The 12,314-nt window shown below is 52.5% G+C and carries 9 protein-coding genes and 1 pseudogene; 3 read left to right on the forward strand and 7 right to left on the reverse strand.

What is annotated here, in order from left to right:
- Positions 1-244: 244 nt before the first annotated feature.
- From BM029_RS18430 to BM029_RS26475, 3 genes are read right to left on the reverse strand one after another with little or no spacing between them, the layout of a single operon-like run.
- A complete protein-coding gene (locus tag BM029_RS18430) occupies positions 245-1,831 on the reverse strand; it encodes an IS66 family transposase (protein ID WP_092436105.1) in 1,587 nt (528 codons plus the stop codon).
- A gap of 29 nt (positions 1,832-1,860) precedes the next feature.
- Positions 1,861-2,208, reverse strand: a complete 348-nt coding sequence (tnpB, locus tag BM029_RS18435) for an IS66 family insertion sequence element accessory protein TnpB (RefSeq protein WP_092436103.1) — start codon at positions 2,206-2,208, stop codon at positions 1,861-1,863.
- On the reverse strand, positions 2,205-2,597 hold the full coding sequence (locus tag BM029_RS26475) for an IS66-like element accessory protein TnpA (RefSeq protein ID WP_092436101.1): 393 nt from the start codon (positions 2,595-2,597) through the stop codon (positions 2,205-2,207). The genes tnpB and BM029_RS26475 overlap by 4 nt, the downstream gene beginning before the upstream one ends.
- A gap of 679 nt (positions 2,598-3,276) precedes the next feature.
- Between BM029_RS26475 and BM029_RS18445 the strand changes: the two genes are divergently transcribed.
- Positions 3,277-3,693: a hypothetical protein gene (locus tag BM029_RS18445; protein ID WP_092438497.1), complete on the forward strand. Its 417-nt coding sequence runs from the start codon at positions 3,277-3,279 to the stop codon at positions 3,691-3,693.
- Positions 3,694-3,763: 70 nt separating this feature from the next.
- Here BM029_RS18445 and BM029_RS18450 read toward each other — a convergent pair whose 3' ends face one another.
- The 4 genes and pseudogenes from BM029_RS18450 to BM029_RS18465 form a co-directional block, all read right to left on the reverse strand.
- Positions 3,764-6,151, reverse strand: a complete 2,388-nt coding sequence (locus BM029_RS18450; protein ID WP_092438499.1) for a GspE/PulE family protein — start codon at positions 6,149-6,151, stop codon at positions 3,764-3,766.
- A gap of 175 nt (positions 6,152-6,326) precedes the next feature.
- Positions 6,327-7,760 (reverse strand): GGDEF domain-containing protein, encoded by a 1,434-nt coding sequence (locus BM029_RS18455; RefSeq protein WP_092438501.1) that lies wholly within the window; start codon positions 7,758-7,760, stop codon positions 6,327-6,329.
- A gap of 291 nt (positions 7,761-8,051) precedes the next feature.
- Complete coding sequence (locus tag BM029_RS18460) at positions 8,052-8,618, reverse strand: phasin family protein (protein ID WP_092438503.1); 567 nt, start codon at positions 8,616-8,618, stop codon at positions 8,052-8,054.
- A gap of 569 nt (positions 8,619-9,187) precedes the next feature.
- Positions 9,188-9,919: pseudogene (locus tag BM029_RS18465) on the reverse strand (YoaK family protein); the annotation flags it as partial.
- Positions 9,920-10,104: 185 nt separating this feature from the next.
- On the opposite strand from BM029_RS18465, the gene BM029_RS25700 reads away from it, so the two are divergent.
- Positions 10,105-10,401, forward strand: a complete 297-nt coding sequence (locus tag BM029_RS25700; RefSeq protein ID WP_139217282.1) for a hypothetical protein — start codon at positions 10,105-10,107, stop codon at positions 10,399-10,401.
- A gap of 197 nt (positions 10,402-10,598) precedes the next feature.
- Entirely contained in the window at positions 10,599-12,302 is a 1,704-nt protein-coding gene (locus BM029_RS18470; RefSeq protein WP_092438507.1) for a methyl-accepting chemotaxis protein, read from the forward strand.
- The last annotated feature ends 12 nt before the right edge of the window (positions 12,303-12,314 follow it).

Below are 12,314 nucleotides of genomic sequence, written 5' to 3' on the forward strand. Positions count from 1 at the left end.
GTAAGCGTCTTCCCTGTACCGTGTGGACAAGGCCTGCTGAGTTTAGGATGATTGAGAGTAACGACGCGAAGCCGAATCGTGATTTTCACCTGTTTTGGCATGCATGAATGGCATATCCAAATTTGCGTCGAAATTTATGTTAACGGGTCAGTTGTGTTTGTTTTTTTTCCTACACAATCTGCTTTTCAGTAAAGCAGATTGTGTAGGAAATGTTCGCATTATCGCAAAGCAGATTGTGTGGGAATTATGTGCTTCTCGAGTGGTTGGAACTAGATGGCACTAGCGTCGCGCAGTTCCATGGCAGGAAGTCTTCAACACGGTTGACCGGATGGTCAGCGATATGGGCCAGCACATGGCGCAACCAAGCCTCGGGGTCGACACCATTGAGTTTGGCAGTGCCAATCAACGAGTAGATGGCGGCAGCGCGCTCGCCGCCGCTGTCGGCACCGGCAAATAGGTAGTTGCGACGGCCGATCGCCACGCCGCGCAAGGCGCGCTCGGCAGCAGAGTTGTCGATCTCGATGGTGCCATCGTCGCAGTAGCGCACCAGCGCCGGCCACAGCTTGAGGGCATACAGGATCGCCGCTGCCGTGTCGGACTTGCGCGACAGTGTCTCTAACGTGGCACGCAGCCAGTGTTCGAAGTTATCGACCAGCGGGCGTGATCGGGCTTGGCGGATATGTCTTCGTTCATCGGGCGGCTTGCCCCGGATCTCGGCCTCGATCACATACAGCTCTGCGACCCGGCGCAGCGCCTCGGTAGTCAAGGCCGTTGGCCTGGCCGCGTGCAGATCGTAGAACTTGCGCCGCGCATGCGCCCAGCATGCCGCTTCGCGGATGGTGCCGCCTTCAAACAGCGCGTTGAAGCCCGCATACGCGTCAGCCTGCAGCACGCCTTCGAACTTTGCCAGGTGGGTTTGCGGATGGATGCCTTTACGATCCGGCGTATAAGCAAACCACACCGCCGGCGGCGTGGTATCACCAGCGGGCCGGTCATCGCGCACATAGGTCCACAGACGTGCCGTCTTGGTCTTGCCGTTGCCGGGCGCGAGCACCGGGATCGGGGTGTCGTCGGCATGCAGCTTGGACGCTGCCAGCACGTGGCGCCGGATTGCATCGACCAACGGGCGCAACAGCGCACTGGCGGCACCGACCCAGCTGGCCAGCAAGGCGCGATCAAGCTCAACACCTTCGCGTGCATAGATCACCGACTGGCGATACAACGGCAAGTGGTCGGCGAACTTGGCCACCAGGATGTGCGCCAGCAGGCCCGGGCCGGCGATGCCTCGTTCGATTGGCCGGCTGGGCGCTGGCGCCTGCACGATCGCGTCGCAGCAGGAGCAGGCCAGCTTGGGGCGTACATGGCGGATCACGCGGAAGCTTGCCGGCACGAACTCAAGCTGCTCGGCCACGTCGCAGCCGAGCTGGCGCAAACCGCCGCCGCAGGCCGGGCAGGCATCAGCTGGCGGTGCATAGATCTTCTCGTCGCGCGGCAGATGGTCAGGCAAGGGGCGGCGCACCGACTTCTTGCGCGGTGCCTGGTCGGCGGCCGGCATCTCGCGCCCCGCTTCGCCTTCGTCGGCCTGCAGGTCTTCGAGTTGCAGTTCCAGTTGCTCGATCTGATGGTCAAGTTTCTCGGACTTGCGACCGAACTGCATACGCCGCAGCTTGGCGATCTGCAACTTGAGGTGCTCGATCTCGACGGCGCGCGTATTGAGTTGCTCGGTCAGGCCGGCCAGTTGATCGTCACGTTCTTGCAACAAGCGCTCGCTGGCGAGCAACAACGCCTTCAAGGCATCGATGTCGTTGGGCAGGTCGGCTGAGCTGAGCATGCGCCAAGTTTACGCGAGCCTCGCAACGTTTACAAGGCCGACGATGGCCGCCAAGTGCGCTCAGGGCGGCGCCAGTCTATGCCTTCAAGCAGCATCGACAGCTGGGCCTGGGTCAGCGACACCACGCCGTCGACGGCCTGCGGCCAGACGAAGCGGCCGCGCTCAAGCCGTTTAGCCAGCAGGCACAAACCGTCACCGGTCCACCAGAGCAATTTGATGATGTCGCCGCGCCGGCCCCGGAACACGAACACATGCCCGCTGAACGGATCTTCCTGCAAAGCCGTTTGGGCTTTGGCGGCCAGACCATTGAAGCCGCAACGCATGTCCGTGACGCCGGCCGCCAGCCAGATGCGCGTGCCCGCCGGCAGGCCGATCACGGTAGCAGGCGCCCCAGCACCTGGGCTAGCGTCGTCGCGTCAACGCTGCCTTCCAGGCGCAGTTGCACCCGTCCCACGTTAAGCACGATCACACCGGCAGCGGGCATTGCGCTCTCAGCGCTATCGCAAGATAGCGGCGCCGATTCGGTCACCGTGATCGGTAGCAGTTGGCAAGCTCCGTCGGCAGCGACGTTGTGCGGCACTTCACCAAACTGCTTGCGCCAGGCGAAGACTTGGTTGGCGTTCACGTTGTACTCGCGAGCCACACGTGAGACCGACGTGCCGATCGCCAACGAGCGCGCAACAACGGCACGCTTAAATTCGACTGTGTGCCGACGGTACGGGCCGCGCTTTGGGGACGAAATGACTGGTTGAATTTTTGTGTCCATAATTGAAATTGTGGGCACATTCAATTTGTGCACCCAATTCAATCATGCAGGCATCGGATCAGGTAGTACAGACGGCGCTAAGCAGACGCTTACTTTTCACATCGCCTGTTTACCAAAACACGATGAAATCCATGTCGTTAGTTCAGCACAAATTCCGTCGCCGTATTAGCTGATGCAGAGGCACAGCATTGGATATGAAAAGGCGTCAATGACGTGCAATGACAGCGAACTGCCCCCTTGGCCCTGGTCCAGTCCGAGGGTTGAGGAAGAAGCTCTGGCGCGGATAAAAGCGCTTGAAGCCGTAGCGGAATTCTTTTTCTATCGCAAAATTTGAACACTTTGTGCCCTTGCAAAAGTCAATGCGACTAAAATAGTTTTCGCATGGAAACTATTGTTAATCATAGACCTAATTGGATCAATGCCAAAAGTTATTTTTTATTTAATTGACTGAATCTGGAGTTTTCGGGATACATCGCACCGAGTAATCACTTACAAGCCACAAAATGCCCGATGCTGCTTTGTCTTTGTAATAGCAGTCGATGTACAACGCTTTAATAGTGTGTAAAATAAATTCCACAGGGAATCTTTCAACTGGGGCCGAACGCTTCAATTGACATGCGTAACACTTATATGTTGGTTGACGCGCGATAAATTCGGCTCTCCTTTTTTTGGAAGCGTTATGGACTCAATCCCATTCGAAAAAGTTTCAGTTTCGGAAGCAAAAGCCGTACTTGATGAGGCGTTGCGTAACAGGCAAGAAAAAAACTGGGAGCACTTGCGTCGCATGCTGGGACCTGCCGATTTGAATTTGCAGGAGCAGACATATAACTGGTTGTTATCGTTGCCTACAGAAATTTGGCCGCTATGGTTAATTAAGCATTATCCGCGTATCGCTAACCAATTTGCCGAAATTTGGCTGAGGCGTACTGCCTGCGAGAGACTATTTGCCGAACTCTTGCTGGATCAAAGAGGGACGCGCAAAGGTTTTCCTGAGGAGGTGTCGCGCGAGATCATGGCCTTGAAGCAGTATTTTGACAAGACGGAAGCGCCAGCTGCCAAGCAACCGATACAGCTGGAGAAGGTAAATGATTCCTGATCGTTTTGAGTGAAATCCATCCGTCTCCTGAGCAGGAGGCGGATGTTTAATCGATCTACGGCCGGCCGCCTTAGAGCATTCTTACTTGCTCCCAGTCAGTTAAGCCCTGAAATATTTTGTCGATCCCATCTTGTTTTAAGGTGCGCATGCCTTCACCGATGGCGGTTTGTAAGATCTCCGGTACATTCGCTCTCGCATGAATTTTTTTCTTAATGGCGGACGTGTTAAGCAGCAGCTCATGCACCCCTAATCTTCCTTTGTAACCGCTCTTATCGCATTTTTCGCAGCCTACCGCCTTGCATAAAGTGAGCGTGTTGCCGTCGTGACCATATTGCTTTTTCCAATGCGCTACTATTTCGTCTGCTCGCAGTTCAGTTTCCAAACAATATTCATAGGCAAGCATTTGGACTTGCTCAGCTGTCGCAGAATAACGTTGGCGGCAGGCTGTGCACAATCTACGTGTGAGTCGTTGTCCGAGCACCCCTAGCAATGCGTCTGCAAAATTGAACGGGTCCAGGCCAAGATCCAATAACCTGACGACACTTTCGACAGCACTGTTGGTATGCAAGGTCGAAAATACCAGATGACCGGTAAGTGAAGCCTCAATGACCGTCTTGGCCGTTTCTGGATCCCTTGTTTCTCCCACCATAATGACATCAGGATCTGCGCGCAAAAAGCTGCGCAATACAGCGGCAAAAGTTAAATCGATTTTTGCGTGAACCTGAACTTGCCGCAGACCTTTCTGGGTAATTTCTATGGGATCCTCGACCGTCCATATTTTGCGCTCGGGGGTATTGATATAACTGAGCAAAGAATGCAACGTTGTCGTCTTGCCTGACCCTGTCGGGCCGCAAACGAATAACAGCCCATGTGGTTTGAGGGCGAGTTTTTTGAGTCCTTCCAGTACCGCGGGGGACAAGCCCAATGCATCCAGGGATAAAGCCTTGGGCGCGGCAAGTATCCGCATCACGATGTCTTCCAGGCCTTCGGTAGTCGGCATGGTGACGACGCGAAGCTCAATTTTTGCAGGGCCAAACTGCTCAAAATTCATCTTCCCGTCCTGCGAACGCCGCTTCTCCGAAATGTCGAGACGGCTCATGATTTTAAGGCGGGAAATCAAGGCGTTGCGGTAGTTCGCCGGAATGTCGGAGTAAGCGACCATGATCCCGTCCTTACGAAAGCGGACCTGAGTGGGTTCATTTCCTTTCATGACTTCGATGTGGATATCGGATGCGCCTTGTTCATAGGCATCAAGGATAATCTTGTTGACTAGGCGAACCATGGTGTTGTCTGATTCTGTAATCACTTCGTTTGCGGCCTGGCTTGCTTCGATGCCGCTACCGCCGTCTAATTTGGAAACAAATTCAGCGATATCCTGACGTTCCCCTTGCCCGCCAAAAAATTTTGCAATGATAGTGACCAGGTCAATCTCAGACGCCATGACGGGGTCGATCGAGAGTTTGCTACAAAACGCTAATGCCTTCAAAGCTTCCGATGACAGGGGATCTTCCATTGCGACCACCATGCGCGACTGGGTTCGGTATAGCGGCATCACAGAATATTTGCGTACGATGTCGACAGGTACGATCTTGGTCAACTCCAAGTCAAACTGAAATTTAGGTAACGTAACAAAAGGAATACCTAGCTTTTGCGCCAATATCCTCTTTATGCTTTCTTTAGTGACAAAACCCATGTCAATAAGAATTTCACCTAAGTGCAACTTCCTATCTTCCTCCTGTCTCTTTAGCGCTTGCGCCAGCTGCTCATTGGTGATCAGATTTTCCTGAATCAACGCTTCTCCAAGTTTAAGACGGGGCATTGATTTTTGCTTTTGCAGCGCCATTTCCACTTGTTTTTCTGTGACCAGATGCTCTAGTTGCAAGTAGTCTCCCAGCTTGGATTCCCGCAGTCGGCTCTGTTTTTCCAGCCCCGCTTCAATCGCGTCGGCCGGCACAATATTCTCATCTATCAGCATCTTTCCTAGCTTGTCGCCAATCTGATAACTGGCAATTGTTTGCGTTGGAATGAACCAGCGCAAAACGCTGTTGCCTGCACTGATCAGGAATAAAAAAAGCCCGATTTCACGAGGTACGTGGCCGACTGTTTCAGATACCAAACGTTCGCCATCTTTAAAAAAAATTACGCATCTTTGTTTGACTGGGATGGCTGGGTTTTTTTGCGCTTCTACCGTCAAAGGCAATGCCATTTTCTTCAGTTCTATCGGCGACGTTAAGCGGATGCTTCTGAGTTTGGAAAAACTAATACGAAGATTGTCGACGGTGTGCTCAGGACGAAATTCGAGAAATGAGGCCTCTTGATCAAAGCCCAGCAGATTGCCTGCATGCCGATGGCCATCGTTCAAGGTTACGATGCATGGCGTATTGCCATTATGCGTTGTGCGAGGTGCGGGGGCCAACTCCAAGTGCGGTGGCAATGGCCAGCCGAAATCGATATCCATTGATTTCTCCTTTTATTTTAAAAGAATCATCTTGCTCAACAAAGGAAACGTTTTTCATGGAACGTGATTTTCAAATTACACCGTCTGCAGCGAAATTGAAGATTTTCACCTTTATTACTATTTGAATCGATGCGGTATGTCGGTGTCAGCGCTTTTAGCGACTTAAAAATAGTGATCAGGACAAGAGGGGCTGGTTGCCAATTTGGATAGCTGTGACTACGCGATTGCGCCCTTGGTGTTTAGCGTCGTATAGTCGCTCGTCGGCTGCGCTTACGATCGCGTCTATGGTGTCGCCGTCGCGGCCGAATTGTGATACGCCGATACTTACCGTGACCGGGATTTGTCGCTGCCGGCCGCTCTCAAATGAACTACTTGCAATGGATGCTCGGAGGCGCTCGGCGATATCACGCGCAGCTTCGAGAACAGTCCGCGGCAACAGCACCATGAACTCTTCTCCCCCCACTCGGGCGACTCCGTCATACGGCCGGATCGCATCGAGGCATCTCTGCACGAATCCCTTCAGGATGTCATCACCAGCCTGATGGCCGTAGCGGTCGTTGATGGCCTTGAAATTATCCAGATCGAGTGCCAGAACGGAAAACGGTTCACCACCGCGATGAATCCGGGCCATCTCGGCTTCGACCTGCTCGGTGAACCGCCGTCGATTGTCCGCGCCCGTCAGCGGGTCGGTCGCCGCCAGGCGCTCGAGCGTTCGATTGGTGCGCTCAAGTTCGCGTAGTGCGTTCTCAGTTCGCGCCATTGCTGCGGCGAGCCTCGCCATCATTTCCTCCTGGCTGTATATCGTCGAGAATGATCGCGTGGTGAGGAATGCTTGCACTACCCCATAGCTCAACAAGAAAAATCCGGCGGCGAAGATCGCATGCGCGAGCCACCACATATGATTCCACGGTCGCCCTAGGATGAACGCGAGAGAGGCCAGTGCGAACGCCGTTACCGAGATGGCGAAAATCGTCATGAGCGGCGAACGGATTCGGCGCTGCAGGAGCACCGTCACATTCAATACGGAAAAAACGAGAGCTCCACCTTCCATCGACAGACGCACCGCAAGATGACCGGCGATGGTCGAATTCGCGACGTATGCCACTGCCAGATCCACCAGTACGAACAACCCTACCCACATCAACCACGGCCGGGGCTGTATGCGTTGGTCCGCAGCGTCAGACGGACGGTGGTAAGACAGTAGCGCGACGAACAGTAAGATTGCCATGACCAAGCGCGAGGCAGGGCCATACAGCAGGAATAGCCAGAGGTTGTGGTGTGCGAGTCCTGTGAACGCGCCATGCAGTGCATAGATCAACACAAAACCGAGAAAACCTAGCGTCATCCAGCGAAGTAGCGGTTCTCCGGATGACCGGTAGCAGCGCCACGTTACGTAGGTCACAAACAGCCCTTCCAGGGTGGCTGCCGCGATCGCAATGACATGGAACGCATGATCTTCGAATTTGAGGGTGGGATCCTGAAAAAAGAACAGATAGGCAATCAGATAGGCTGGAAGTAGCGCAAAACATGCCAGGAGCAGGCTCGCATAGACCTTGGTCACGAGTCGGATGGCCCCGGATGTTTCGTCTGCAACAATGATGCCACTCATGTGCGCCTCCGATTTTTGCCTGAACTTAGTCCTAAACACAGGGCCGGTCCCGGCTCCAAAGGCGCACTCAGGCGTAAATGATAATGCTCAATACAGATATAGTACGACGAAAAACTTGCTGAAAATCATTTTTTCTAAAATCACCTTTGCTGACAACAAAACAAAGTCAAGATCCTTTTGTTTGCAATTTTTATCATTCCTGGCGTTTACCGGCTCTGTGGCAATCGGGGGAATGGTGGGAAGGGAATCGAACACCCGTCTGGAATCAGGACATCACTCCCCCCTTACAGATTACTTCTTGGTCGAACGAGCTGCAGTCTTGGTAGCAGCCTGGGACAATTGGTCGACAGCGTTGTTAACGTTGGTTTCCAGAGTTTCAACAGCTTGCCTGGTGTTTTTGGCGAACTGTTCGTAACCGGTGTTGGCGCTGCCGATTGCCGATTTGACGAAAGCAACTGCGCCTTCTGCGCCTGGTGGCACGTTTTTCGATGCCTGGTCAACGAACTCGATGACTTTACGCTTGGTTTCTGCAACTTGCGCTTCTGCTGTCTTGGCCAGCTCAGCTTGTGTGCCGGAAGCGATGCTGGCGAAATGACGACCGTAAGCAATGGCTTTTTCCGCGTTCGGTTGGGCCAGGGCCGCGCTCAGTGTGAAAAATTCTTGCGGGTCTTTCGCGGCAAACAGTTTCTGGGTTGTGGCGGTCGACTCTGCCAGAGAAGCTTTGGCAGCACTCAGGTTGAGGTCGATCAATTTTTCCACGCCAGCAAATGCTTTTGTAGTGAAATCGGTGAACAGGGCCAGATTCGCTTCAAAATTGGCTTTAGTGGCGGCTGAAAATTGTTCTGCGACGGTAGACATGGCTTCTCCAAGGAGTCGGGGTTATAAAAACAGACGACATTAATAGGACGAATAGGACGACGAAAGGTGGTTAAAGACTAGCCGTTGTTTGCAGAGTGCTATGGATTCAAATGGCGCATTGTGCGGTGCACAAATATGATTATAGATTTTTGTTGCCAGATGTCTAGCTGGTAGTTTTGACAGTGCCAACTGCATTTTTAATGGGATGACATGACGTTATCCGATGCCAAAATCGGCGGCTTTATTAGGTGGAAGACAGCGCGTAAATCGCTCCGAAAAATATTTGAACCCGCGCAATTGCGGGGACGGAGGACGAAAAAATTTGGATATTTGCGGAGCGGAAATCGGCTGTAAAGCCGCGCCACATATGGAAAAACAGATGAGATTGGGAAGCTTTCGTTCCACCATTGAACTACACCCGCGATAGGTGCCTTTTACGCGGGTTTGCAAACTTGAAAGATGTTTGAGGGGATGGGGAATGTGATGCCCGATTTATCCGAAGTGTGATCGCTTGTTTACAAATTCTTTGCGACTTAACTTCATCGTCCCAAGATATTGCGCAGCACATGTCGCAAATCATCTGCAATCGGCACAATCGCTAAAGCCATCAACGTTGCGGCCAGCGGTACCGTTGAGATAAATCCTATATTTTTAAAACCCAGTGCGCCAACAAAGCCACCGCTAAAGAACAATAAAACCAGGGTTCCCAGCAAACGTATTTTGAGCAGGTCGGCGTGGACCGCATATTTGAGGTCATGTCTGCCGCTGTTCCAATAGAACATTTTGCCCAGTTCTATGCCGATATCGGTGACCATGCCGGTCATATGGGTGGTGCGAATTTCCGCTTTCGAGATTTTGGTAATGATGGCATTTTGCAGCCCCATGATGAAGCACAACAGTAACACCGTAGCTGGAGCCAACAACCATTGGTGATTTTCCAGATTGCCGCCCAGCAGGCCGAACAATAGTAGCAAAACGGCTTCCAGCATCAGCGGTAATGCATATTCTCCATGCAGATTCCGCTTTCTAGCCCAATTAATGCAGACTGCAGAGCAGGCGGCGCCAAACGTGAAGAGCACAAGTGAAGCAAAACCAGCCACCATCAGGCTAATCGAGCCAAGCGCGAGGTGATCTGCCATTGCCGAAATAATTCCGGACATATGCGATGTATATTGTCCCACGGCCAGGAAGCCGCCAGCATTGATCGCGCCTGCAATAAACGACAGGAAGCACGCCAGATGGCGGTTGGCCTGCTGGGTACGCACTTTGCCGGTCAGTCGTCTCAGATACGGGATTGGCATTTGGTTTTTATTGTGTTGCCATAATCCGTCTTAGTCAACACGATCATGACACAGGCTAAATCAATTCCGAGAATGTCGATATCCATGACAGACCTCCACACGTAAATTGGATGAAACGTTAGTCTGATCCTATTGGTGGTGTCGGGTCCATCTCAGTAAATTAACATTTGTTTTAAGTGAAGCATATGCCGGAAGCAATCGCGATCCGGCTCTTGATATCTCAAGCAATCCTCAATCATTGTCATCAGCATTTGTCGAATAGAAATAAGCGAGTCCGCCAAGAAGTTTGGTGGTTCAGGGGCAATTTCGGAATCAAAAAAACATCATATGAACCTTCCCTTCACCTTAAAGTTTTTGCAGATGTTGCCGTTAATGCATGTGTCGCACAAAAATTGGTGGGTAATGCGTTTCTATTTCTACTCAAAGACGTACACCCGGCAACAACATTTCCATCAGGCGCTATGAATTGGCAGATCGCTTGAAGCGTGTACTTGGCGGGAATGTTCCGGTTCAAGATCTTGTGTATTGAATGACTAATAGAGCCTGGCAGTCCGTCGGTCTGGATGAACGCCTTCTGTATCTGATTGACATTGATCAGCAGGTGCCGACAACTGGGTCGGCATCATCGAAATACAGATTACAGATGCATGAAATCGCTTCATTAACTAAGGAAAATAGAATGAATCTCCGAAATCTGAAAATTGGTCAGAAATTATTCCTGGGTTTTAGTGCCGTCATCACATTGCTGTTAGTGCTAGCGACCCTTTCCTATGTTCGTGTCGGCGGGTTGAGCGAAAATATCGATTTGACAAATACGGACCGTTATCCAAAAACGGTTCTCATCCATATGATCAAGGATGAGCTGAATGAAACCGCGCAATCCCTGCGTAATATCCTTCTAGTGACGAATCCTGATAGCCTGAAGAAGGAGTTTTCAGGTATCGAGAAAAATTCCAAAGTCATCACCGAGTCGATTGATAAACTGGACAAAACCATCACGACCAAAAATGGCCGTGAGCTTCTCAAGGCACTCACGGAAATCAGACAAAAATTTATCGCCGCAAGAACCAACTTCCTCAAACTTGTGACGGACGATAAGAGGGAGGAAGCAAAGAACCTCCTGTTCGACGACTTGAGTCCGGTGCAACTGAGCTATCAGGATACTCTCGACAAACTGGCCAAATTTCAATCCGGGCTGATGGAGGAATCCGGCAAAGCGTCGGAACTGCAAGCCAATGAAACACGCATGATCGTATTGGTACTCTCGATTGCAGCCACTCTGATTGGCATACTCGTCGGCGTGCTGGCGACGCGCAGCATTACGCGACCGTTGAGCGGAGCCGTCATCATCGCACGCAAGGTTGCGGACGGCGACCTTACCAGTACCATCGTGGTGAACTCGACGGATGAAACAGGACAATTGTTGGGGGCGCTGAAGGATATGAACGGTAGTCTGGAAAACATTATCGGCCAGGTGCGTAACGGTACCGATACCATCGCCACCGCATCGGCGCAGATCGCTAGTGGCAACCAGGATCTCTCTTCGCGCACCGAGCAGCAGGCGAGTTCGCTGGAGGAAACCGCATCCTCGATGGAGGAAATGACCTCCATAGTTAAGCAAAATGCAGATAATGCACATCAAGCTAACCGGTTGGCGGTATCCGCATCGGAGGTGGCGGTCAAGGGAGGGGAGGTCGTATCTCAGGTAGTTGACACCATGAGTTCAATCAAGGATTCTTCGCGGAAGATCGTCGACATCATCGGCGTGATCGACGGCATCGCTTTCCAAACCAACATCCTTGCGCTGAATGCGGCGGTCGAAGCGGCCCGTGCGGGCGAACAGGGGCGCGGCTTTGCCGTGGTGGCGACGGAAGTGCGCAACCTGGCGCAGCGTTCTGCCGGTGCAGCTAAAGAAATCAAGCTCCTGATTGACGATTCGGTCGAGAAAGTCGACGTTGGCAGCACCTTGGTCAATCAGGCCGGCAGCACCATGAGCGAGATCGTCGCCAGCGTCAAGCGGGTAACCGACATCATGGGCGAGATCACCTCTGCCAGCCGAGAGCAGGAAGCTGGCATCGAGCAGATTAATCAGGCCATTGGCGAGATGGACACGGTGACGCAGCAGAATGCGGCATTGGTGGAAGAAGCTGCGGCCGCGACCTTGTCACTGCAAGAGCAGGCTGATAATCTGGCGCAAGTGGTCAGGGTGTTCAAACTCAATGGCGAGCATGGGGTAGGCGCAGTGTCGATTGCCGCTCAACCACGTGGATCGTTCACCCAGGCGGAAACTCAACGACGCGCTAAGCAGGGCCGGATCGGAGTTGTGGCAAGCAACAGCGCGCATAAAAAAATGGTCGCAAACGGCGAATTGGAAGAGCTTTAACCGAGGCTGCCA

The organism is Collimonas sp. OK607 (assembly GCF_900111995.1).
Classification (GTDB): Bacteria; Pseudomonadota; Gammaproteobacteria; order Burkholderiales; family Burkholderiaceae_D; genus Collimonas.

What these genes read in the sequence shown, in the direction of transcription:
- BM029_RS18430 (WP_092436105.1), bottom strand. Translation starts at nt 1,831, where the DNA reads ATGCTCAGCTCAGCCGACCTGCCCAACGACATCGATGCCTTGAAGGCG.
- BM029_RS26475 (WP_092436101.1), bottom strand. Translation starts at nt 2,597, where the DNA reads ATGGACACAAAAATTCAACCAGTCATTTCGTCCCCAAAGCGCGGCCCG.
- BM029_RS18445 (WP_092438497.1), top strand. Translation starts at nt 3,277, where the DNA reads ATGGACTCAATCCCATTCGAAAAAGTTTCAGTTTCGGAAGCAAAAGCC.
- BM029_RS18450 (WP_092438499.1), bottom strand. Translation starts at nt 6,151, where the DNA reads ATGGATATCGATTTCGGCTGGCCATTGCCACCGCACTTGGAGTTGGCC.
- BM029_RS18455 (WP_092438501.1), bottom strand. Translation starts at nt 7,760, where the DNA reads ATGAGTGGCATCATTGTTGCAGACGAAACATCCGGGGCCATCCGACTC.
- BM029_RS18460 (WP_092438503.1), bottom strand. Translation starts at nt 8,618, where the DNA reads ATGTCTACCGTCGCAGAACAATTTTCAGCCGCCACTAAAGCCAATTTT.
- BM029_RS25700 (WP_139217282.1), top strand. Translation starts at nt 10,105, where the DNA reads ATGCCGGAAGCAATCGCGATCCGGCTCTTGATATCTCAAGCAATCCTC.
- BM029_RS18470 (WP_092438507.1), top strand. Translation starts at nt 10,599, where the DNA reads ATGAATCTCCGAAATCTGAAAATTGGTCAGAAATTATTCCTGGGTTTT.